This window comes from Pseudomonas sp. 5Ae-yellow, assembly GCF_014077575.1.
GTDB lineage: Bacteria > Pseudomonadota > Gammaproteobacteria > Pseudomonadales > Pseudomonadaceae > Halopseudomonas > Halopseudomonas neustonica.
The window spans coordinates 86,323-108,098 of sequence record NZ_JACGWE010000005.1; the positions used below are offsets into that span (position 1 = coordinate 86,323).

Annotated in this window: 18 protein-coding genes and 1 pseudogene; 10 read left to right on the forward strand and 9 right to left on the reverse strand. The window is 56.4% G+C overall.

The genetic code is table 11. From position 1 onward, the window contains the following. Positions 1–29: 29 nt before the first annotated feature. Positions 30–1,007 carry an NADPH:quinone oxidoreductase family protein gene (locus H4J77_RS05085; RefSeq protein ID WP_123888234.1) on the forward strand — a complete coding sequence of 326 codons (978 nt, stop codon included), beginning with the start codon at positions 30–32 and terminating at the stop codon, positions 1,005–1,007. A 204-nt stretch (positions 1,008–1,211) separates the two neighbouring features. Here the strand turns inward: H4J77_RS05085 and trmL are convergent, their stop codons facing one another. From trmL to glnA, 5 genes are all read right to left on the reverse strand, one after another. Beyond that, the gene (gene trmL / locus H4J77_RS05090) at positions 1,212–1,676 is read right to left on the reverse strand and encodes a tRNA (uridine(34)/cytosine(34)/5-carboxymethylaminomethyluridine(34)-2'-O)-methyltransferase TrmL (protein WP_182247316.1); all 465 of its coding nucleotides are present in this window, start codon (positions 1,674–1,676) and stop codon (positions 1,212–1,214) included. A gap of 377 nt (positions 1,677–2,053) precedes the next feature. Continuing rightward, positions 2,054–3,496 carry a nitrogen regulation protein NR(I) gene (gene ntrC, locus H4J77_RS05095; protein WP_123888236.1) on the reverse strand — a complete coding sequence of 481 codons (1,443 nt, stop codon included), beginning with the start codon at positions 3,494–3,496 and terminating at the stop codon, positions 2,054–2,056. Positions 3,497–3,662: 166 nt separating this feature from the next. Then, a complete protein-coding gene (gene glnL, locus H4J77_RS05100; protein ID WP_182247318.1) occupies positions 3,663–4,742 on the reverse strand; it encodes a nitrogen regulation protein NR(II) in 1,080 nt (359 codons plus the stop codon). A 333-nt stretch (positions 4,743–5,075) separates the two neighbouring features. Continuing rightward, positions 5,076–5,723, reverse strand: a complete 648-nt coding sequence (locus H4J77_RS05105) for a DUF4124 domain-containing protein (RefSeq protein WP_182247320.1) — start codon at positions 5,721–5,723, stop codon at positions 5,076–5,078. A gap of 181 nt (positions 5,724–5,904) precedes the next feature. Beyond that, on the reverse strand, positions 5,905–7,308 hold the full coding sequence (glnA, locus tag H4J77_RS05110) for a glutamate--ammonia ligase (RefSeq protein ID WP_182247322.1): 1,404 nt from the start codon (positions 7,306–7,308) through the stop codon (positions 5,905–5,907). Positions 7,309–7,618: 310 nt separating this feature from the next. Between glnA and thiI the strand changes: the two genes are divergently transcribed. The 4 genes from thiI to H4J77_RS05130 all read left to right on the forward strand — a co-directional run bounded on the left by thiI (position 7,619) and on the right by H4J77_RS05130 (position 12,992). After that, entirely contained in the window at positions 7,619–9,076 is a 1,458-nt protein-coding gene (thiI, locus tag H4J77_RS05115) for a tRNA uracil 4-sulfurtransferase ThiI (protein ID WP_182247324.1), read from the forward strand. 171 nt (positions 9,077–9,247) lie between these two features. Beyond that, entirely contained in the window at positions 9,248–11,059 is a 1,812-nt protein-coding gene (gene typA / locus H4J77_RS05120; protein WP_182247326.1) for a translational GTPase TypA, read from the forward strand. Positions 11,060–11,392: 333 nt separating this feature from the next. Beyond that, positions 11,393–12,310 (forward strand): dienelactone hydrolase family protein, encoded by a 918-nt coding sequence (locus tag H4J77_RS05125; RefSeq protein WP_182247328.1) that lies wholly within the window; start codon positions 11,393–11,395, stop codon positions 12,308–12,310. 208 nt (positions 12,311–12,518) lie between these two features. After that, complete coding sequence (locus tag H4J77_RS05130; RefSeq protein WP_404940754.1) at positions 12,519–12,992, forward strand: hypothetical protein; 474 nt, start codon at positions 12,519–12,521, stop codon at positions 12,990–12,992. 71 nt (positions 12,993–13,063) lie between these two features. Here the strand turns inward: H4J77_RS05130 and H4J77_RS05135 are convergent, their stop codons facing one another. Beyond that, entirely contained in the window at positions 13,064–14,416 is a 1,353-nt protein-coding gene (locus H4J77_RS05135) for a KamA family radical SAM protein (protein WP_259364733.1), read from the reverse strand. Positions 14,417–14,692: 276 nt separating this feature from the next. Here H4J77_RS05135 and H4J77_RS05140 point away from each other — a divergent pair, with 276 nt between their 5' ends. The 5 genes from H4J77_RS05140 to H4J77_RS05160 all read left to right on the forward strand — a co-directional run bounded on the left by H4J77_RS05140 (position 14,693) and on the right by H4J77_RS05160 (position 18,206). Then, positions 14,693–15,118, forward strand: coding sequence for a VOC family protein (locus H4J77_RS05140; protein WP_123888248.1), 426 nt, complete (start codon positions 14,693–14,695; stop codon positions 15,116–15,118). A 156-nt stretch (positions 15,119–15,274) separates the two neighbouring features. Next, on the forward strand, positions 15,275–15,817 hold the full coding sequence (locus H4J77_RS05145) for a DUF924 family protein (RefSeq protein ID WP_182247332.1): 543 nt from the start codon (positions 15,275–15,277) through the stop codon (positions 15,815–15,817). A gap of 107 nt (positions 15,818–15,924) precedes the next feature. Next, positions 15,925–16,707 (forward strand): PhzF family phenazine biosynthesis protein, encoded by a 783-nt coding sequence (locus H4J77_RS05150; RefSeq protein ID WP_310734942.1) that lies wholly within the window; start codon positions 15,925–15,927, stop codon positions 16,705–16,707. Between the two features lie 79 nt (positions 16,708–16,786). Continuing rightward, entirely contained in the window at positions 16,787–17,470 is a 684-nt protein-coding gene (locus H4J77_RS05155) for an META domain-containing protein (RefSeq protein ID WP_182247336.1), read from the forward strand. 154 nt (positions 17,471–17,624) lie between these two features. Beyond that, entirely contained in the window at positions 17,625–18,206 is a 582-nt protein-coding gene (locus tag H4J77_RS05160; protein WP_182247338.1) for an NnrU family protein, read from the forward strand. 84 nt (positions 18,207–18,290) lie between these two features. On the opposite strand, the pseudogene H4J77_RS05165 reads toward H4J77_RS05160, so the two are convergent. The 3 genes and pseudogenes from H4J77_RS05165 to H4J77_RS05175 all read right to left on the reverse strand — a co-directional run bounded on the left by H4J77_RS05165 (position 18,291) and on the right by H4J77_RS05175 (position 21,658). Beyond that, a pseudogene (locus H4J77_RS05165) lies at positions 18,291–19,381 on the reverse strand (polyamine ABC transporter substrate-binding protein). A gap of 5 nt (positions 19,382–19,386) precedes the next feature. Continuing rightward, positions 19,387–20,439: a histone deacetylase family protein gene (locus H4J77_RS05170; protein WP_182247340.1), complete on the reverse strand. Its 1,053-nt coding sequence runs from the start codon at positions 20,437–20,439 to the stop codon at positions 19,387–19,389. A gap of 154 nt (positions 20,440–20,593) precedes the next feature. Further along, on the reverse strand, positions 20,594–21,658 hold the full coding sequence (locus H4J77_RS05175; protein ID WP_182247342.1) for an AraC family transcriptional regulator: 1,065 nt from the start codon (positions 21,656–21,658) through the stop codon (positions 20,594–20,596). Positions 21,659–21,776 lie beyond the last annotated feature (118 nt).

Here is a 21,776-nt window from a genome sequence, read left to right on the forward strand (position 1 = left end):
CAAATCCTGCTAGAGCCAAGGAGACAACAATGAAAGCTGTTCTATGCAAAGCCTATGGACCCGCCAGCAGCCTGGTCTTGGAAGAGACCGCTGATCCGGTTGCCAAAGCCAATGAAGTGGTTATCGATATTCATGCAGCGGGCGTTAACTTCCCTGACACCTTGATCATTGAAGGCAAATACCAGGTCAAGCCGCCGTTCCCGTTTTCGCCAGGTGGCGAGGCTGCTGGTGTGGTTTCCAGCGTGGGTGAGAAGGTCAAGCACCTGAAAGTGGGTGACCGGGTTATGGGCCTGACCGGCTATGGCAGCTTCGCAGAAAAGATTGCGGCCGATGCCATGCGTGTCTTGCCGATGCCCGATGATATGGATTACATCACTGCCTCTGGCTTTAGCATGACCTACGGCACCTCCATGCACGCACTCAAGCAGCGCGGTGATCTGCAACCCGGCGAAACCCTGCTGGTGCTGGGCGCATCTGGTGGCGTTGGCTTGGCTGCCGTCGAGATTGGCAAGGCAATGGGCGCACGTGTTATTGCCGCTGCCTCCAGTGCTGAGAAGCTGGAAGTGGCGAAAAAAGCCGGCGCTGATGATCTGATCAATTACAGTGAAGTCAGTCTGAAAGACGCAGTAAAAGAGCTGACTAACGGCAAAGGCGCCGACGTCATCTATGATCCGGTCGGTGGCGACCTGTTTGACCAGGCGGTACGCAGCATCAACTGGAAAGGTCGTCTTTTGGTAGTCGGTTTTGCCAGTGGCCGTATTCCCGAATTTCCGGTCAATTTGGCGTTGCTGAAAGGGTCGTCTATCGTCGGTGTGTTCTGGGGCTCCTTTGCCGCCCGCGAACCGCAGGCTAACCTGGACAACTTCAAGCAACTCTTTGCCTGGCACACCGAGGGCAAGCTCAAGCCGCTGGTTTCCAAGACCTATGAGCTGAACGAATATGAAGATGCACTCAACATCCTCAGCTCGCGTCAGGCGGTCGGCAAAGTTGTGGTGAAAACGCGCTAAGGCCGGCCGGCGCTAAGCCGCAAGCTGCAAGCGACAAGTAAGCCAAAAGTTAGCAAGTTGTGGGCGTAAACTGCGCTGAAAGGTGGTTGACACCGAGTAGGCGTAAAGCATCCTGATTACGCTTGCAGCTTGCAGCTTGCAGCTTGCAGCTTGCAGCTTGCAGCTTGCAGCTTGCAGCTTGCAGCTTGCAGCTTGCAGCTGCGCTTAAAGCGCCCCCTCATATCCCAGTTGGCGCCAAGCCTCGTAAATCAGCACGGCAGCGCTGTTGGAGAGGTTTAGACTACGGCTGTCGGGTAGCATGGGAATACGTAGTACTTGATCCGCCGGTAGCGCCTCGCGCACCTCAGCCGGTATCCCGCGGCTTTCCGGTCCGAACAGAAACAGGTCGTCCGCAGCGAACTGCACCTCGCTAAACCCCTTTTCCCCTTTAGTGCTCAACGCAAACACGCGCCCCGGATTTACTGCCTGCAGGCAGGCCTCAAGATTGGGGTAGGTTTTAACCGCAGCAAACTCATGATAATCCAGGCCCGCACGTCGTAGGCGTTTGTCATCCAGCTCAAAACCCAAGGGTTCAATCAGATGCAGCTGGCAGCCAGTATTGGCACACAGACGAATAATATTGCCGGTATTAGGCGGGATCTCGGGTTCGAGCAGGGCTATGTGGAACATGGTCTAGGTGTCAGGGTGATGTTGGGAGGGCAGTGTAGGCGTGCGCCATGGGGGCTGCAAGCACCCGTGAATAGGGTACTTGGAAACGAAGTGTCTTGGTGCATTCTGCAGCGGACGAATAGACTGAAAGAAGACTTGACTGCTATTACGCCGCAATCACCCTATTGAGGCTTGAGGCTTGAGGCTTGAGGCTTGAGGCTTGAGGCTTGAGGCTTGAGGCTTGAGGCTTGAGGCTTGAGGCTTGAGGCTTGAGGCTTGAGGCTTGAGCATAAAAAAAGGTGACTCTAGCCTGCCTGAACCAGAGTCACCCCAAATACACCCACTAGTTATAAAGCATCAAGCGTGCCAGTTTTGCGCTGACTGTGGATTGCGAGACTTTATTCGCTATCCTCTTCATCAGCGCCATCCACATTCATGCCCAGTTCCTTGATCTTCCGAGTCAGGGTGTTTCGCCCCCAGCCCAGTAACTGCGCGGCATCACGGCGTCTTCCTGCCGTATGCTTAAGGGCGGTCTCAATCATGATCCGCTCGAATGCCGGCACCGCGATATCCAGCAGATTGGTTAGCCCGCGGGCCAGCTCCTGGTCTGCCCAGGTGCGCAAACCGTGCTCCCAATTGCCATCAGGCGCACTGTCGTGGTGCTGCGTGAGCATTTCGGGGGGCAGGTCTTCGATCAGCACTTCGCGGCTGGAAGCCATAACGGTGATCCAGCGGCAGGTATTTTCTAGCTGACGGACGTTGCCGGGCCAGGGCAGGTTGCGCAGATAATCCTGGGTCTGGGGCTTGAGTAGCTTTGGCTCGACCGCGAGTTCCTGTGCGGCTTTGGCCAGAAAGTGCTGAGCCAGCGCTGGGATATCTTCACGGCGCTCGGCCAGCTTGGGAATGTGGATACGAATGACATTCAGGCGGTGGAACAAGTCTTCGCGAAACTTGCCTGCCTGAACCAGGCCTTCCAGGTTTTGATGCGTGGCGGCGATGATGCGCACGTCAACCTTGATCGGCGTATGTCCGCCCACCCGATAGAACTCGCCATCGGCAAGCACACGTAATAGCCGCGTCTGGGTTTCTGCCGGCATGTCACCGATCTCGTCGAGAAACAGGGTGCCGCCATCAGCCTGCTCAAAACGACCACGGCGTTGCACGCTGGCACCGGTAAAGGCGCCTTTTTCATGGCCAAACAGCTCTGATTCCATCAGATCTTTAGGTATGGCGGCCATGTTCAGCGCGATGAACGGATTGCGCGCCCTCGGGCTATGGCGGTGCAGGGCATGGGCTACCAGTTCTTTACCCGTTCCGGACTCGCCGTTGATCAGTACCGTGATGTTGGAGTGAGACAGCCGGCCAATGGCGCGAAAGACTTCTTGCATGGCCGGCGCTTCACCGATGATTTCCGGTGTGCGTGCTTCGTCCGGCTCTTCATCCTCCGCTTCCTGTTCATGAGTGTGAGCTAGCGCACGGCGTACCAACGCGACCGCCTCATCAACATCAAAGGGCTTGGGCAAATACTCAAAGGCACCTCCTTGGTATGACGCTACCGCGCTGTCGAGGTCGGAGTGGGCGGTCATGATGATGACGGGTAGTTTGGGGTAGCGCTCGCGAATATTGGCAAGCAGGTCCAGCCCGCTGGTCCCGGGCATGCGAATGTCACTGATAAGCACATCCGGGCTTTGGCGCTGCAGGCGCGCCAGCGCGGCATCGGCGCTGTCAAAGCTCACGGGCTCCATACCTTCCTGCTGCAGCGCTTTCTCCAGAACCCAGCGGATGGATCTGTCATCGTCGACAATCCAGACATTTTCAGCACGATTGGGTGAGCGGGTCATAAATCAGTTCTCCAGTTCCGGTCTAGCCGGCAGGCAGTTGAGACAAGGCTCGTTAATCAGTGACGTGAACGCGCGCAAGTAGATAACGGCGGGGTTCGTTGTCAGGCTAAGGCGGTGGGGCGGGAGCCCAAATCGTCGCGCTGGGTAATTCCAGGTGCATGACATGTCAGTCGCCCCCTTCCTTTTCCAGCGGCAGGAACAGGGTGAAGGTCGTACAGCCGGGCTCGCTGTCACACTCGATCAAGCCCTGGTGCTGGCCAATTATGTTCTGGGTGATCGACAGTCCCAGTCCAGTACCTTCAGCCCGGCCGCTGACCATGGGATAAAAAATACTTTCGACGATGTCAGACGGAATGCCGGGGCCGTTATCGATCACTTCCAGTCTGCACACCAGGCGGTAGCGTGTTTGGCCAATGGTAAATTGGCGCAGCGCGCGAGTGCGCAGGGTAATGCAGCCCTGTTCCAGCGGGCGGTGTTCGGCTATCGCCTGCATGGCGTTGCGCACAATATTCAGCAGTGCCTGAATCAGTTGTTCGCGATCGGCAAGGATGTCCGGAATGCTGGGATCATAATCACGCTTTAGTTGCAGGACGCCCTGGGTTTCAGCTTCGATCAGGCTGCAGACGCGCTCGGTAATTTCGTGGATGTTGATCGGGTGCAGAGCTGGCGGGCGATAAGGGCCGAGCATGCTATCAACCAGGTTACGCAGTCGATCAGCCTCCTCAATGATAACGTCGGTGTAATCCTTGAGTGACTCTTCCGGCAGTTCCCGGGCCAGTAGTTGCGCCGCGCCGCGAATGCCGCCCAGCGGATTTTTGATCTCATGTGCCAGGCCGCGTACCAGTACCTTGGTGACTTCCTGCTTGGATAGCTGAGCTTCTTCCTTGGTGATACGTAGCAAACGGTCGCGCGGATAAAGCTCAATCAGCAGCCAGCTGCGATTGGCTGCCATGATGGGGGTGACTGAGTAATCGACCATCATGCTTCTGCCGTTGCTCAGATTCAGCTGCGCTTCACGTTTGGTAAAGGGGTGAGCGTTTTCAACAGCGTTGCGTAGGGACTCCAGTGCCGCAGCAGTATCAGTAAAAAGCTCGCTTACGGGCTGCTGGAATACTCGCTGACCACTAACGGCCAATAACATCTCTGCTGCTGGGTTCATGAAACTCAGGCGCAAGTCTGCATCAAGCAGCAGCACGGCTGTGGTCAGGTTGTCCAAAATTTGGCGTAGAAATCGATCAGGCAGCATAACTATATCCATGGTTTGGGCAGAGAAATGCAAGAAGCGAACCAATTCAGGGCGTAGACCTAATGCTATGCATATTCTTTTGCTCGTTTCTGTTGCGCAGCGTTCCAGCAAGCAGCAGTAGGGGCTGCATGCCTTGTAAATAGGGCACTGGATGCTGGCGATGCTAGCGTTATACGGTGAAGAAAGTAGGCTTTATAGTGGCACACCGACAGCGGGCAGTAATCCACACGCCAAACGATGGCGCACGAATGGGAGCTCTTGGTGGGAGTATGCACCAAAACGGTGCCTTATGCTGGCGCGGTTCTGGACGTTGACCGCGCCGTTGCAGGTAGGTCAGTTTCCGGTGGTAGGGCCGGGCACGTTTGGTGCGCGCGGTGCGGCTGGCGCAGTAGGGGCCTGGTTTGGATTGCCGACGCGGCCAGGCTGGTTCAGCGAAGTGCGCTGAACATGCAGAGTAACCGGGTCGCTGCTGAGGATAACCTGGCCTTTGGTATCCATGATGACAGCACTGATTTCGTGGGTGCCTCGGTCCAGGTTGGGCAAGGTTAATGTCGCATTGGGTTGGCCGCTACCGGCAATCGCTTGCTCGTTCAGATTGCCATCAACCTGCGCTCGAAGAAGGTTTCCACTGCGCAGCGGCGGGTCGATGGTGACCGACAGTGTGATATTGCCGTCGTTGGCGCGAACTGCACTATCGTTGGCTGGACTGGTGACCTTAAGGCTGCGATAGCCGCCGGTAATATTGGCGTTACTTTGGTTGTTGGCGCCATTGCTTGCTTCGTTAAATGCGGGAATAGGCTTGGGCGGCTCAATACTATTGGTCGGACCAACTTCAATCTTGGTGGAGTTGGGATTGGGTTGGTCTGAGTAGATGCGATTGCCTTGTGCATCTGTCCAGGTGTAAATCTCGCTCGCACCAGCGCCGGCGCTCATGCCGCCTAGTAAGAGTACGGACAGTGCCATAACTGATTTCTTGGACATCACTTTCTCTCCTGGGGCGCTCTAGCCCATCCATGCAGTCTTCTTTATAGCCTGATGGCGTCGAGATCGCCACGTGTCGCCGTATGCTGCTCCGGTTTTTCACCCATGGGAGCAGTATGGCAAGCATAAAAAAGGGCGCCCATAGGGGCACCCTTCTTTGACTGCCAGGCTTGCGCCAGGTTCAGCAGCTGTAATACAGATCGTATTCCAGCGGGTGAACGAAGGTGCGTACCTTGATTTCTTCGGCGTGCTTGAGCTCCATGTAAGCATCGATGAAGTCATTGGTGAAGACATCGCCCTTGGTCAGGAACTCGCGATCTGCGTCCAGAGACTCCAGGGCCTCTTTCAGGCTGCCGCAAACTTGTGGGATCTGGTCGGCTTCTTCCGGCGGCAGATCATACAGGTTCTTGTCGGCAGCATCGCCAGGGTGGATCTTGTTCTGGATACCGTCCAGGCCAGCCATCAACAGTGCCGCGAAGCACAGGTAAGGGTTAGCAGCTGGATCAGGGAAGCGTGCTTCAATGCGGCGCGCTTTCGGGCTGGAAACGTAAGGAATACGGATGGAAGCAGAACGGTTGCGAGCGGAGTACGCCAGCATTACCGGAGCTTCAAAGCCTGGGACCAGACGCTTGTAGCTGTTGGTGGACGGGTTGGTGAACGCGTTCAGCGCTTTACCGTGCTTGATGATACCGCCGATGAAGAACAGGGCAGTGTCGGACAGGCCGGAATAGCCTTCGCCAGCAAAGGTGTTCTTGCCGTCTTTGGAGATGGACATGTGTACGTGCATACCGGAGCCGTTGTCGCCATACAGAGGCTTGGGCATGAAGGTAGCGGTTTTGCCGAAGGCATCAGCAACGTTGTGTACACAGTACTTCAGCGTTTGTACTTCATCGCCCTTGGCTACCAGGGTGTTGAACAGTACGCCGATCTCGTTCTGACCGGCAGTCGCCACTTCGTGGTGGTGAACTTCGATGGTCAGGCCCATTTCTTCCATGGCATTACACATGGCAGTACGGACTTCGTGATCGTGATCGACCGGAGGAACCGGGAAGTAACCACCTTTGACGCCAGGGCGGTGGCCCTTGTTGCCAGTTTCGAAGTCGCCGTCGGTATTCCAGGAAGCCTGCTCAGAGAAGATTTTGAACATGGAACCGGAGATGTCGGACTTGAACTTCACTTCGTCAAAAACGAAGAACTCAGGCTCGGGGCCAACAAATACAGTGTCACCAATGCCGGTGGACTTCAGATACTCTTCGCAACGCTTGGCGATGCCGCGTGGGTCGCGCTCATAGCCCTGCATGGTAGAAGGCTCGATGATGTCGCAAACCAGAATCAAGGTAGGCTCTTCGGTGAAGGGGTCCATAACCGCGGTGCTGTCATCGGGCATGAGGATCATGTCGGAAGCTTCGATACCTTTCCACCCGGCAATCGAGGAGCCGTCGAACATCTTGCCTTCTTCGAAGAAGTCGTCGTTGACATCACGAGCAGGCATAGTGACGTGCTGCTGCTTGCCTTTAGTATCGGTGAAGCGCAGGTCTACCCACTTCACGTCATACTCTTTGATCAGATCCATCGCTTTCGACATGGTTTCCTCCAAAAGGAATCATTTGCCAGGCATCTGGCCTGGCGCCTCTTTAATTTGAGCGGATCGGGTCCGCACGTCGGTTGCATTACAAGTGAGCAAAAGGTGTGCCATTTCGGAGCATAGCTCGAAAGGCCCTGTTTCAGTGGGCTTTGCTCAAAAAATCGCCAGTACGCACCATAATAGCGCACCTAATAAGTGCAGCCTAACGGGATTGTGCACGCTTATAGTGCGCGCCGCTTGTTGATCGTTCGCGCGCCGCGCAACCACTCTAAGGTATAATGCGCGGCTTTGCGCACCTTACACCACTCCTATGAAACTCATCATCAAATTCTTCCCTGAAATTACCATCAAGACCCGCCAAGTCCGCAAGCGCTTTGTGGCGCAACTCAAGGGCAATCTGAAGCTTCTGCTGGCCGATATTGATCCTGAAGCGCGGGTTACCGGCAGCTGGGATAGCCTGGAGATAAACCTTGGCAGTGATCGACAGCTGCAGCAGTTGTGTATTGCTCGGCTGAAAAATACACCGGGTATCGCGCATTTTCTGGAAGTGCACGAGTACCCGCTGGGCACGCTGGATGAGCTGGCAGATCTATGCGTCACTGCCGTCGGTGAGCAGCTGCAAGGCAAGGTGTTTTCCGTGCGCTGCAAGCGGGTCGGCCAACATGATTTCAGCTCACAGGATGTGGCGATCAAAGTGGGTGGCGAGCTGCAGCGGCGTTGCGGCGCAGCTGGCGTGTCGATGAAGCAGCCCGAGGTTGTTGTCCAAATTGAGATTCGCAGTCAGCGGGTATTCCTGATTCAGGCTCGTCACCCGGGCATGGGTGGCTTCCCGCTGGGCACCATGGAGCCGGTTTTGAGCCTGCTTTCGGGCGGATTTGACTCCACCGTAGCCAGCTACCAGATGCTGCAGCGCGGGTTATTGCCGCACTTTGTATTTTTCAATCTGGGTGGTCGTGCGCACGAATTGGGTGTTCGCCAGGTCGCGCACTATTTATGGCAGCGCTACGCGGCGAGCCATCGACTGCGTTTTGTCAGTGTGCCCTTCGAGGGTGTGGTGGCAGAAATTCTGCAGAATGTAGAGAACAGCCAAATGGGCGTCGTGCTCAAACGCATGATGTTACGTGCCGCCGACCGCGTGGCGGGTCGGCTGGATATCGATGCGCTGGTGACAGGGGAGGCCATCGCGCAAGTCGCAAGCCAGACGCTACCCAATCTCAGCGTAATTGATAAGGCGGCTGAGCGTTTTGTGATTCGCCCCCTGATTACCACCAGCAAGGGTGACATCATTGATACGGCGCGTCAGATCGGTACCCTGGATTTCTCCAGCAGCATGCCGGAGTACTGCGGTGTTATTTCGGTGGGCCCGGCGATTCGTACCACCGTGGCTAAAGTAGAAGAGGTCGAGGCGTGTTTTGACTTTGAGGTGCTGAATCGGGCGTTAGCTGGCGCAACCTATACCGATTGTAGTGAGCTTGATCAGGTGATGGCGGGCGGTGCCGAGGTTGAGGTGGTCAGCAGCGCACTGGCCGGGCAAGTGGTGCTGGACATCCGCCACCCGGACGAGCAGGAGTTAAGGCCCTTGCAGTTGCCTGGGGTAGAGGTACAGCAGATACCTTTTTATCGTCTCAACAGTGCATTTACGACACTGGACGCATCTCGTGCCTTCCTGCTGTATTGTGAGAAGGGTGTAATGAGTCAGCTCCATGCGCAGTATCTGCTCGATGCCGGTTACGGCAATGTGCGGGTTCTTCGTTTGCCCAAAAGTTAGGCCTGTCAGGGCGGCAATAACAGGCCGTCTGGCGGTTTTTATGCCCGTTAATGCAGTGCAATTGGGCTTGGGCGTGCAAAAAACATACACTGTCATGCTTGGGTCTGTATAATGCCCACCTCTTTTTTCCAGTTAGCCGGCTCAAGTGCCGCGCCATCCAGGACGTTCAAAGTGATCGAGAATCTTCGTAATATCGCCATTATCGCCCACGTTGACCACGGTAAAACTACCCTGGTTGACGCCCTTCTCCGCCAGTCCGGTACGCTGGACCGCAAGGAGTTGGAGTCTGAGCGCATCATGGACTCCAACGACCAGGAAAAGGAACGCGGCATTACCATCCTGGCGAAAAACACCGCCATTAATTGGAACGGTTACCACATCAACATCGTTGACACCCCTGGCCACGCCGATTTCGGTGGCGAGGTTGAGCGTGTCATGTCCATGGTTGACTCAGTACTGCTGCTGGTCGACGCGGTTGACGGCCCCATGCCGCAAACCCGCTTTGTAACCCAGAAAGCCTTCCAGGCTGGCTTGCGTCCCATCGTTGTAGTCAACAAGATTGACCGCCCAGGCGCGCGTCCTGATTGGGTTATCGACCAAGTTTTCGACCTGTTTGACAGCCTGGGTGCCACCGACGAGCAGTTGGATTTTCCTTTTGTTTATGCCTCCGCAATCAACGGTATTGCCGGTATGGATCCAGAGGAAATGTCGGAAGATTTGACCCCGCTGTTCCAGACCGTTGTTGACCGCGTGCCACCGCCAGACGTCGATTTGGATGGTCCTTTCCAGATGCAGATTTCGGCCCTGGACTACAATAGCTTCCTGGGTGTGATCGGCATTGGCCGCATTCGTCGCGGCAAGATCAAGGCAAATAGCCCGGTTACCTCTATCGACGCCAGCGGCAAAAAGCGCAACGGCCGTATTCTGAAGATCATGGGTCACCATGGTTTGCAGCGTGTCGAGGTTGACGATGCCCAGGCGGGTGACATTATCTGCATCAGCGGCTTTGATCCGCTGTTCATCTCCGACACCCTGTGCGATCAGCAGAATGTCGAAGCCATGCCTGCGCTGACCGTTGACGAGCCCACCGTGAGCATGACTTTCCAAGTTAATGACTCGCCGTTCGCCGGTAAAGAAGGCAAGTTCGTAACCAGCCGCAACATCAAGGAGCGTCTGGAAAAGGAACTGCTGCACAACGTGGCACTGCGCGTTGAAGAAGGCGATAGCGCTGATAAGTTCAAGGTATCAGGTCGTGGTGAGTTGCACCTGTCGGTACTGATCGAAACCATGCGTCGCGAAGGCTTTGAGCTGGGCATTTCTCGTCCAGAAGTTGTGGTCAAGGAAGTTGACGGCGAAAAGCATGAGCCCTATGAAAATGTCATCATCGACATCGAAGACCAGCATCAGGGTCCGATCATGGAACAGATGGGTCTGCGTAAGGGTGATCTGTCCAACATGGTTCCGGATGGCAAGGGTCGTATCCGTCTGGAGTACAACATTCCAGCACGTGGTTTGATCGGTTTCCGTAACACTTTCCTGACCATGACCTCTGGTTCCGGCATCATGACCAGTACTTTCAGTCACTATGGTCCGGTCAAGCTGGGTGACGTGGGTCAGCGCCAGAACGGCGTTCTGGTCTCCATGGCCACCGGTAAGGCACTGACTTACTCGCTGGAAACACTGCAAAGCCGCGGTAAGTTGTTCCTTGAGCCAGGCCAGGAAATTTATGAAGGTCAGTTGGCCGGTATCAACAGCCGTGACAACGATCTGGTGATCAACCCCACCAAGGGCAAGAAGCTCGACAACATGCGTGCCTCCGGCAAGGATGAAGTTATCGCGCTGGTCCCACCGGTTCGTTTCACCCTGGAGCAGGCGCTGGAGTTTATCGACGACGACGAGCTGGTAGAAGTAACGCCCAAGTCGATCCGTCTGCGTAAAAAGTTCTTGAACGAGAACGAGCGCAAGCGCGCCAGCAAAGGCTGATAGCCTGGTCTGAAAACAGACCAAAGAAAAACCCCGCCCCGGTCTTCCGGGCGGGGTTTTTTGTATATGCGACTCTATGGCTGTCGATGCGCGACTACTAACCGAGGTCAATCGCGCCATCATAACCTTGGACAATCCCCTGTTCTTCCTATCGCCCGGTCAAGTGAACCATCATCCCTGATATGTTGTTTTTCACCCGCATGGGCGAATTGAATCGACTTGAGTCATCTGTAGTATTTGTCCCGAGGCAGCTTTATCCCTTGCGATGGCCCCTGTTTTAAGGCGTGCCAGCATCCGTAGTTAAAACAATAATGCTTCACGGAGACTCAATAAATGATGAAGAAAAAGTGCAACACCCTGTTTGCTCTCTTGGCCACTGGCGCGCTGATGATGTCCTCGGCCGCGATGGCAACCAATCCACCGCCAGGAGAGCCGACTGACCCTGGTAACGGCTCTGGCTATCAGCGTGGCCCTGATCCGACCGTGAGTTTCTTGGAGGCCGCACGCGGTCAATACACCGTTGATACCGAGCGGGTCTCCAGTCTGGTAGGCGGCTTTGGTGGCGGTACCATTCATTACCCCGAGGACGTTAGCGGCACCATGGCGGCCATCGTGGTTATTCCGGGTTATGTCTCTGCCGAGTCTTCCATTGAATGGTGGGGGCCGAAGTTGGCGTCCTACGGCTTTGTCGTGATGACGATCGACACTAACACCGGCTTTGATCAACCGCCGAGCCGTGCCACACAGATTAATGCCGCGTTGGACTATCTGGTTGATCAGAACAGCGATAACGGCAGCCCAGTTCAGGGCATGATCGATACCAGTCGTTTGGGTGTGATCGGTTGGTCGATGGGTGGCGGTGGTACTATTCGCGTAGCCAGCCAGGGCCGCATCAAAGCAGCCATTCCGCTCGCACCATGGGATACCAGCAGCTACTATGCGCGCCGTGCTGAAGCACCAACCATGATCTTTGCTTGTGAGTCCGACGTTGTTGCGCCGGTCGGACTTCACGCTTCGCCGTTCTACAATGCACTGCCATCGAGCATCGATAAGGCGTTCGTTGAGATCAATAACGGTAGTCACTTCTGCGCTAATGGCGGCGGGATCAATAACGATGTGCTGGGGCGCTTGGGTGTATCCTGGATGAAGCTGCATCTGGATGAAGACGGCCGCTACAATCAGTTCCTGTGCGGACCAAACCATGAGTCGGACTTCAGCATTTCAGAATATCGTGGTAACTGTCCTTACTGATTGATCGCTGCTGTATAGGGGCGCTGCTCTGCAAGGGGCAGCGCCTTTTTTGTTGTGGGTCCGCTTGCAGCACCGTCTCTCGTTCGTATTGCTACCAGGAACTAAAGGCAGTTTGGTTTTTCACATTAGTGTTAGGGATGCGACGAGGACGGACATGATCATTCATCCACACAAGCCTGAGCCACCGCAGTCTGACCCGGCGCTGCAAATGCTCACGACGCCCAAGGAGCGCCTGGATTTCTACCGGCGCGAGATATTTAATGAGACGGGTAACCTGGCCAACCGCACCAATGCGTATCTAACGGCGCAGTCCTTTCTGGTTATTGCCTACGCTTCCTGCATGGCCAACAGCAACCCCCATTGGGGTGAGCTGTTTACTCTAGTGGTGCCTCCCACGCTCGCGGTTTTCGGTATTCTCAGCTCGTTCAGTGCCTGGCCCGGGATAAAGGCTGCCTGCGACATTATTGATCATTGGTATGCCAAGCAGAGTGGTTTGCTGCAGCACGAATCCGCTTTTGGCCAGGCTTATGATGAATTTCCGTTATTTTCGGATTGGGAGTCGACCTTCAGTGGGCAGCGCAAATCCTTGGCGTTTTCCAAGCGTTCCCCTTGGTTGTTCTGCGGCTTTTGGGTTTTTCTGGGCTTTTTTGCGCTCTGGATACAGTTACCGCTATCGGACTAGATTGGCAATCACTCTTACCAAGGTGCGCGCTCGAAGAGAAAGCAGTGCCCGCCAGGTGGCGGGCCTCGTGTTCAATCATCGAAAAAGAATTTCTCTTCTCCGAACGCTGGTTCAAGGTGGTTAAGCCAGGTTGCTTCTTCGTTATACTTGGCAAAGAAGGGGCGTTGAACCCAATCCGGGTTGCGCCCCTGAATCATGCGCAGGGCAATCACTTTCTCGCCATGGATCTCGGCAACACCCTGGATCTCGACCTTGCCCGGATGTGAACTCATGGAAGGGCCGCGAGCGGTGCGGGCAATGCCCGAGACATTCTGCATAGCGTCACGGTAGATCTGCCAGGCTTTGATCAATGGCACTTCAAAGTAGTGGCGGGCACCGGTATCACGCTCGATAAACATGTAGTACGGAATGATGCCCAGCTCGACCTGGGTCTGCCATAGCCGCGCCCAGACCTCGGCGCTGTCGTTGATGTGCGCCAGCAGCGGACCCTGGGCGCGAATCTGCGCGCCGGTTGCGCGTACGCGGCGAATGGCTTCGCGCGCGATCTCGGGCTCCAGTTCCTGCCAATGGTTGTAGTGAGCCATTAGCGCCAGGTGCTTGCCGGCGGCCTGGATCTCGCGGAATAACGCCAACAGGTCCTCAGCGTCATCATCGGTCACCACCCGTTGTGGCCAGAATGTCAGTGCTTTGGAGCCAATGCGGATGGTACGCACGTGGGCGAACTCGTCGCTCAGCAGCGGTTCGAGATAGGCGCGCAGGTTACGCGTCTTCATAACCAACGGGTCGCCGCCGGTGACCAGTATGTCAGTTACTTCTGGATGTTCGCGCAGATAGTCCTGCAGCTGCGTCGACTCGCGCGCAGCTATCTTCAGGTCCTTGTCACCGACGAATTGCGCCCAGCGAAAGCAGAAGGTGCAATAGCTGTGGCACACCTGACCAGAGCTGGGGAAGAACAGGACTGTTTCCCGGTACTTGTGTTGCAGGCCCTCAACCACTTCGCCGTCAATCTTGGGGATATTGTGTTCAAGTTGGCCTGCGGGATGGGGATTCAGCTCGCCACGCACCTCTCTGATGATGTGCTTTAGCGTTGGCTGGTCCGCGCCGCTGGTCAGGGCATCGGCCACGCGGTCGTAGTGCTCAGGCTTGAGCATGCCGCGCTGCGGAAAGGTCAGCTGAAAAATAGGATCATTGGGTACATTCTGCCAGTTGATCAGTTCATCGATCACGTACTGGTTAACGCGGAATGGCAGCACGCTGGCGACTACCTGCATCTCAAAACGCTGGTCTGGGCTGAGCTTTTGTAGCTGGGATATCTGATTCAGCTGCTTGGCGGTGAACACCTTAAAGCGCTGGTGGCTGAAGTCGTTGGCGTCGAAAGACGCGCTCTCAGGGGTGGCGATAGCCAGGATATTGGAATTGGACATAGTTTGTATTCAACGTATTTTTAGAGCGAAGTATTTTGTCACGCCAGTGTTACAAATCGCGCGTGCGCATGAAACTGACTAAATTAAGCGGATAATACCTAGATTTAACGCTTAAAAGCGCCGATAAACAGGCGGCTGTCTATTGGGCGTAGTGATGGGCTGATTGCTCAGCGGCGCGCAATGATAGCGAAGTAATGCATTGATGTCTAAATAATGCCTTCCGATTGCCGGGCGGTTATGCTGACTCTTTATTGCTTCAGGCGCGAGAGTGGCGGCATGTTTTCTTATATGACTTTGGGTACCAGTGACTTGCAACGCAGTATCCGATTTTACGATCCTGTCATGGGTGCGTTGGGCATTCAGCGCTGCGCCACCCCCGGAGAGGAAGACGACTGGCAGGGCTGGGCTGGCTGGGGGTTTTATGAGAACCAGGGTGAGAAGGAATTGGCGCTTTGGCTCTGTGAGCCGTTCAATGCTAAGCCGCCGACTGTGGGCAACGGGACTATGGTTGCGTTCAAAGCAAATAGCTGGGAGCAGGTAAGAGACTTTCACGCGGCCGCACTCGCAAATGGCGGTAGTGATGAAGGCGAGCCGGCATTGCGTCCCCAGTACAATCCGGACTTTTTCAGTGCTTATGTGCGCGACCCGGACGGGAATAAGCTCGCGGCGGTGTGTCGCGGCTTTACGGCTGAGCCTGATTGATAGGGCTCGTCAAGTCATGGGCGCAATGCACTGGCGAGGTCCCTGCGTCGGCTAAGTGCGGCGACCACGCGTGGAACCGATCCGGATTTGATCGATCTGACCCCTATATGTCGGGCGCGACTTCGACAATCGCATACTAGGCAAGAGGAGCTTTGGGTGTCGGCAGTTGATGAGGTGCTGCAGTTCTGGTTTACCGAACTCAGACCAATACAGTGGTGGCGTAAGGATCCCGGGCTGGATCGCTTTATCAAAGAGCGTTTTGGCTCGCTGCATGAGCGAGCGGAACGAGCAGAGTTGGTTAACTGGCGGGGTACGCCGCTCGGCCGACTGGCGGAAATTATCGTGCTCGATCAGTTCTCGCGCAACATCTGGCGCGATACCCCGCGTGCCTTTGCCAGTGACGGGATGGCATTGGTGCTGGCGCAGGAGGCCATTGCTGGCGGTTCCGACCAGCAGCTGCCCGTCACCTTGCGTGCCTTTATGTACATGCCCTTTATGCATAGCGAGTCACTGCGAATGCATGAGCAGGCGGTCAAGCTGTTTAGCGCGCCGGGTATGCAGGACAACCTGCGCTCCGAGCTCAAGCATAAGCGTATTATCGAGCGCTTTGGCCGTTATCCACACCGCAACAGTATCCTCGTGCGCCCGACTACGGCCGATGAGGCAGCCTTTCTGCAAACGGAGGGGTCTCGGTTCTGAGCCTGTGGGCTGTTGTGTTTAGTGGGTTGCAAACTGTATCGCATAGCGTCAAAGCGATTGCGTTAGGCTAGCGTTTTTTATTCAAGGAGCTGGTCATGCAGCTGCCGATCTACCAGGTAGACGCTTTCACCGACACCCTGTTCAAGGGTAACTACGCTGCTGTGGTACCTCTGCAGTATTGGCTTTCGGCGGAGTTGATGCAGTCCATTGCCGAGGAAAATAACCTGTCCGAGACCGCTTTCATTGTCGCGGGTGATCACGGGCGGCATGCCATTCGCTGGTTTTCGCCGTTGTGCGAAGTCGACTTCTGCGGTCATGCCACCTTGGCCAGTGCCTTTGTACTGTTCCGCCAGCAGCCTGAACTGGATACTGTCATTTTCAGCGCTCCCGCCGTGGGTGATTTAAAAGTCAGTCGTGAGGCCGATGGGCGTATTAGCATGCGCTTCCCGCGGCTTGAGCCAGAGCCTGTAACCGAGGTGCCTGCGGCGCTGTTGGCCGGGCTCTCCCTGCCGCCGGTGCAGGTGTTGGTCAATCGACAAGCCTGGTTTGCCGTCTATGACGATGAGCGCAGCGTTTTAGAGGTGCAACCTGACCCTGAGCAACTCATGTTGCTGGGGCCGCGCGATGTGGTGGTTACGGCGCCGGGTGATCGGTCTGATTGTGTCTCGCGTTACTTTTGGCCTAGCAATGGCGGACTGGAGGACATGGTCACCGGCTCCATCCATGCCGGGTTGGCGCCTTACTGGGCCGAGCGCTTGGGTAAAACCGAGTTGCTGGCCATCCAGGCTTCAAGCCGCGGTGGGCGGCTGGACTGTGTTGTGCAGGAGGACCATGTGCAGGTCAGTGGTTTGGCCGTACTTTACCTGGAAGGGCAGATTTATTTGCCCTGAATGCTCTCTCAAGACAGCGCTCGGAGTAGGGAATAGCTACTCTAAGCCCTGATGATGTTACTCGCAAAGGAGATGTTTGATGCGTTTTCGCCCCGCTTTAACAACGGCCCTGCTGGGCTCCTTGGTATTACTGACAGCCTGTGCCAGCTCGCAGCGCCCTTCTGGATCTGCGCCACCGCCACCGCGCGGGGCTGAACCTGTCGTTGCCATCATGAGCTGCGGGTCGCTACCGGTGCGCACGGTATTCAGCGGCGATCAGATGACGCTCGAGGCCGGCAGTGACAAGTATGTGCTTGAGCAAGTGCGCTCTGGCTCTGGCGCCAAGTACGAAGTGCCGGGCGACCGTTCAACCAGCTATTGGTCAAAGGGTGACAAGGGGATGTTGGTGATCAAGGGGCAGTCCTATCCCGAGTGTGAGCCAGCTGGCGCACTGCTGTTGCAGGCGGGTGAATGGGTGGTGGAAGACATCAATCAGGGCGGGATTATCGATCGCTCGCGGGTGACGCTTAACTTCGGTAATGATGGGCGGGTGTCGGGACGGGCCTCTTGTAACAACTACGCTGGCGCCTACGCTGTAGCTGGCAACAGGCTAACGGTAAGCCAACTGGTCACCACGCGCATGGCCTGTGTTGGGGCGATGGGTCAGCAGGAGTCGCGTTTTCTGCAGGCACTGGAAAACGTCAGCAGCTTTGCGGTAAGTGATACCGGCGCATTGATACTCAAGGCTGAGTCCGGCGATGCACTGACTGCGCGGCTGCAGTAAGCAACCCGGGGCAACGGCGGCTACTCTCGCGGCTGTTGCCTGCAAGGCCGCACTGGTGCATTGTCTTCTCTGACTACGCGCATAGGCGTGGCTGACCTGGACAGCGGAAGATACCGCTGCCACTCCGTGATTTTATCTATAGAAGGACTCTCGCATGCTGTTGCTGATCCTCGGCCTGATACTATTTCTGGGCGTGCACTCCACGCGCCTGTTTGCTCCTGAATGGCGCGCCAAGCAGATTGCTGCCAAGGGCCTGATGGCCTGGAAGGGGATCTATGCACTGGCGTCCATCGTGGGTCTTGTGTTGATCATTTACGGCTACGGCCAAGCGCGGCTGGATTCGCCCGAGTTGTGGGTGTCACCGGTCTGGACGCGCCACCTGGCCGCGCTGCTGACCATTCCTGCATTTATCCTGCTGGCCGCAACCTACATCCCGGGCACCTGCATGAAGGCTCGGGTCGGTCATCCGATGTTACTGGGGGTGAAATTCTGGGCGTTGGCCCACCTGCTAGCCAATGGCGCGCTGGCTGACCTGTTGTTGTTTGGCGGCTTTCTGGCCTGGGCCGTGGCCTTGTTTGTGGTATCACGCAAGCGCGATCGCCTGGTCGGCGTCAGTTACGGCAAAGGCAAGCCGGCGATGGATGCGCTGGCGGTCATAGTTGGTCTGGTTGCCTGGGCAGCCTTTGCCTTCTATCTGCATGGCGTACTGATTGGCGTCAAGCCGATGGGGATGTAACGCGCCGCTTCAGGTGTTGTGCTGAAACAGAAAACCCGCATCGCTGCGGGTTTTCTGTTAATGCGTGGCAGATAACAGCAAGACTTATTGTCCTGTCTTGATGCGGTTCCAGGCACGGGTACGAATCCGCTCGGCAGCCATCGGCAGCGGCTTGAGCGTAAACAGGCGTTCCTGCACCTCAGGTGGTGGGTAGGCGCCGGGGTTGTTACGCAAGCTCTCCTTGACCAGTGGTGTGGCCGCCGCGTTGGGATTGGCATAGCCAACTACGTTGCTGATTTCGGCTGCGACTTCTGGTTTGAGAATGTAGTTGATGAAAGCGTGCGCTGCGGCTGGGTTGGGCGCGTCTTTGGGTATGGCCATCAGGTCAAACCAGACCTGAGCGCCCTCCTTGGGAATGCGATAGTCCAGGTGGACGCCGTTATTCGCTTCCTTGGCGCGCGAATCAGCCTGCAGAATACTGCCAGACCAAGCCACGGCGACGCAGATCTCGCCATTGGCCAGATCGTTCAGAAAGCGTGACGAGTTGAAGTAGCGCACGTAGGGCTGGATCTTGCTCATCAAGGCGGTTGCCGCTTCATAATCCTCGGCGCGCGTGCTGTTCGGGTCCAGCCCCAGATAGTGCAGGGCGCCGGGAAGTATCTCGGACGGAGAGTCGAGGAAGGCAACGCCGCACTCAGACAACTTCTTCATATTCTCCGGCTCGAATACCAGCGACCAGGAGTCAACCGGGGCGTCCTCGCCCATGACCTCACGTACCTTGTCGATATTGAAACCGATGCCGTTGGTGCCCCACATGTAGGGCACTGCATATTGATTATCGGGATCGCTGGCTTCTAATACTTTCAGCAAATCGGGATTGAGGTTGCCAAGGTTGGGTAGCAGGCTCTTGTCCAGCGCCTGAAAGGCGCCGGCCTGGCGTTGTTTGGCCAGGAAGCTGTCACTGGGTACTACAACATCGTAACCGGAGCGGCCTGACAGCAGTTTTGCTTCCAGCACCTCGTTGGAATCGAAGGTGTCCAGCGTGGGGGCAATGCCGGTTTCAGTCTGAAAACCGTCCAATACCGACTGTGGGGTGTAGTCAAACCAGTATTGAGTTTGACCTCGTCAGCGGCCATCGCGCTAAAGGATAGCGCTGCCAGTGGGGCAACGAGCCCCAGTTTTCGTGCCATGTTGATGGGTTTCATTGGACTTCTCCCTGAGCTGTGACGGTAGCGTCGAAAGCGGTGAGTACATTGACGGCATTGATACCGATCTCTTCTACGGCGTAGCCGCCCTCCATAACAAACAGTGTTGGCAGTCCCAGTTTGGCGATCATTTCGCCCATGGTCAGGTAGTCCGGGCTGTCGAGTTTAAAGCTGGAAATTGGGTCGGCGAGGTAGGTATCTACACCTAGCGAAACCACCAGATAATCGGCACCAAAGCCAGCAATCTGCCGCAAGGCGTCATTCAGCGCCCGAGACCAAGCGTCCCAGTTGCTGCCGGCAGGCAACGGGTAGTTGAGGTTGTAGCCCAGGCCGACGCCTTCGCCACGTTCGTCGGCATAGCCCGAAAAGCACGGATATTCGTTGCGTGGGTCACCGTGAATCGAAGTGAACAGCACATCGGCCCGCTGATAGAACATGTCCTGGGTGCCGTTGCCGTGGTGGAAGTCGACGTCAAGAATAGCGACTCGGCGCGCGCCTTGATCCAGCATGGCTTGAGCGGCGATAGCGGCGTTGTTCAGATAGCAATAGCCGCCCATATAATCGATGCCGGCGTGGTGCCCGGGCGGGCGGCACAAGGCAAAAGCGCTGTGCGCGCCGGCAGCGATATGGGCCTGAGCGCTGAGTGCCACCTGGGCACTACTGTAGATCGCCTGCCAGCTGTTGGCTGTGAGCGGCGCGCCTGCATCGAAGCTGTAGTAACCGAGTTGGCCGTCAATATCGTCGGGGCAGCGCATGGGCATTCGGCGCATAGGCCATGCCAGCGGCAGCATGTCATGTTCCCGGCCCAATGCGTTCCAGCGCGGCCAGGCGGTCTGAATGAAATCGACAAAGTTGGCATCGTGGATTCGCTTGATGGGTTCAATGCCATAATCCAGCGGCGCGCTGATAGGCCCCAATTCGGTTCGTTTGACCTGCGCCAGCACCATGTCAGCGCGTGAAGGCATTTCAAAGCAGGGCATCAGTTGCCCTTCGTTCAGTTCTGCGTTGGCGTGATGCAGGCGATGATCTTCGCTGTAGAAAGTCTGCATGATGAATCCTTGATGGGGTGACGGTTGCGGCTACTGGCCAGCCTTGGTACCGATCATGGCGTTCAGACACGCAGGTTGAAATAGTGCAGATGGACATAAAAGGGATTGAAACGGACAGGGGGGGTGACCGTTTTGCTATTAACGGTTGTGGACCTTAGAGGTTAGTCTCGCCGAGCGTTTGTCCCTGTCGCCAGGCACGTGGTGTGGTACCGGACCAGCGCAAAAAGGCGTGACGGAAACTGGCCGTTTCGCTGAACCCCAGTTCCTCAGCGATAGCGTAAATGGGTAATTGTTGGCGGTTGAGCAGCAGTTTTGCGCGCTGAAAACGCAGCCGGTCGAGCAGCTGCTGATAGCCGCAGCCCGCCTTCTGCAGGTGGCGGCGCAGGGTACGCGTAGTGCAGTGCAGTTGCTCGGCCAGCTGGGTCAGGCTGGGCGGTGCTTCCAGCTGTTGCTCCAGCTGTGCACAGAGGTGGCTGACCAGCGGTGAGAGTGCGTGAGTGCTGAAGTTGTCCTGAGCCGCCTGGCATTGGCGCCGTGCCTCGAAATGAGTTACCGGATCGGCCAGTGGCAGGCTTGCTTGCAGTGCGGCGCAGTCAAATACCAGGCGCTCTGCTGCTTGTGCACTAGTTACCGTGCAGGTGCCAAAGTAGCGCTCATAATCGGCGCTGTGCGCAGGTTGTGGCGTACTCAGGTGCACCGCAGTAAGGGCCAGCGGTTGCCCCAGTGCGTCGTCCAACATGGCTTTGATAGACGACAGGCACAGCTCGATGTTGAATAGCTGTAATGCCGGGTTTTCATGGTACTGATCTGCGCGCAGGGCGATAAGACCGCTGCTCAGTGGCTCTAATGAGAGTCTGAAATAGCTGCCGAGTAGCACTGGGAAAGCCAGCATGACATTTAGCGCCTCGCCCAGCGTAGGCGCCGAGAGCATTGCGTAGCCGAGCTGCCCGTAGGCCGATACGCGCATGCGCTGCCCCAGCTGCAGCGCCAAGAGCGGACTGGCGCTCACACGCGCGGCATTGGCGAATACTTGTTGCTCCTGCTCTGGCGTGATCAGCCGGGTGGGTGTTTCCAGATCGCTCAGGCTGAGACCGGTTTGTTCCAGCAGAGGCGCAACTGCCAAGGCCTGCTCCCGAAAGCACAGGGCAATCAGGCAGGTACTTTGCAGGCTGATCAGGCGTTGGTCGGGTGCCTGGCATGTGGTGGCAAGCGGCTTCATGGTCAAACTCTGGCTCTACTTTTTGTATTGATTGAAGCACAAAGGATGCCAGTCTGCGCAGGCAGCGTGGTTGACGATAATGATCGGTAAATCCGATATACGTAACGTGTATTACTCG

Coding starts and splice junctions, on each gene's coding strand:
- H4J77_RS05085 (WP_123888234.1), top strand. CDS start 30: ATGAAAGCTGTTCTATGCAAAGCCTATGGACCCGCCAGCAGCCTGGTC.
- trmL (WP_182247316.1), bottom strand. CDS start 1,676: ATGTTCCACATAGCCCTGCTCGAACCCGAGATCCCGCCTAATACCGGC.
- ntrC (WP_123888236.1), bottom strand. CDS start 3,496: ATGACCCGCTCACCCAATCGTGCTGAAAATGTCTGGATTGTCGACGAT.
- glnL (WP_182247318.1), bottom strand. CDS start 4,742: ATGCTGCCTGATCGATTTCTACGCCAAATTTTGGACAACCTGACCACA.
- H4J77_RS05105 (WP_182247320.1), bottom strand. CDS start 5,723: ATGTCCAAGAAATCAGTTATGGCACTGTCCGTACTCTTACTAGGCGGC.
- glnA (WP_182247322.1), bottom strand. CDS start 7,308: ATGTCGAAAGCGATGGATCTGATCAAAGAGTATGACGTGAAGTGGGTA.
- thiI (WP_182247324.1), top strand. CDS start 7,619: ATGAAACTCATCATCAAATTCTTCCCTGAAATTACCATCAAGACCCGC.
- H4J77_RS05125 (WP_182247328.1), top strand. CDS start 11,393: ATGATGAAGAAAAAGTGCAACACCCTGTTTGCTCTCTTGGCCACTGGC.
- H4J77_RS05130 (WP_404940754.1), top strand. CDS start 12,519: ATGCTCACGACGCCCAAGGAGCGCCTGGATTTCTACCGGCGCGAGATA.
- H4J77_RS05135 (WP_259364733.1), bottom strand. CDS start 14,416: ATGTCCAATTCCAATATCCTGGCTATCGCCACCCCTGAGAGCGCGTCT.
- H4J77_RS05140 (WP_123888248.1), top strand. CDS start 14,693: ATGTTTTCTTATATGACTTTGGGTACCAGTGACTTGCAACGCAGTATC.
- H4J77_RS05155 (WP_182247336.1), top strand. CDS start 16,787: ATGCGTTTTCGCCCCGCTTTAACAACGGCCCTGCTGGGCTCCTTGGTA.
- H4J77_RS05160 (WP_182247338.1), top strand. CDS start 17,625: ATGCTGTTGCTGATCCTCGGCCTGATACTATTTCTGGGCGTGCACTCC.
- H4J77_RS05170 (WP_182247340.1), bottom strand. CDS start 20,439: ATGCAGACTTTCTACAGCGAAGATCATCGCCTGCATCACGCCAACGCA.
- H4J77_RS05175 (WP_182247342.1), bottom strand. CDS start 21,658: ATGAAGCCGCTTGCCACCACATGCCAGGCACCCGACCAACGCCTGATC.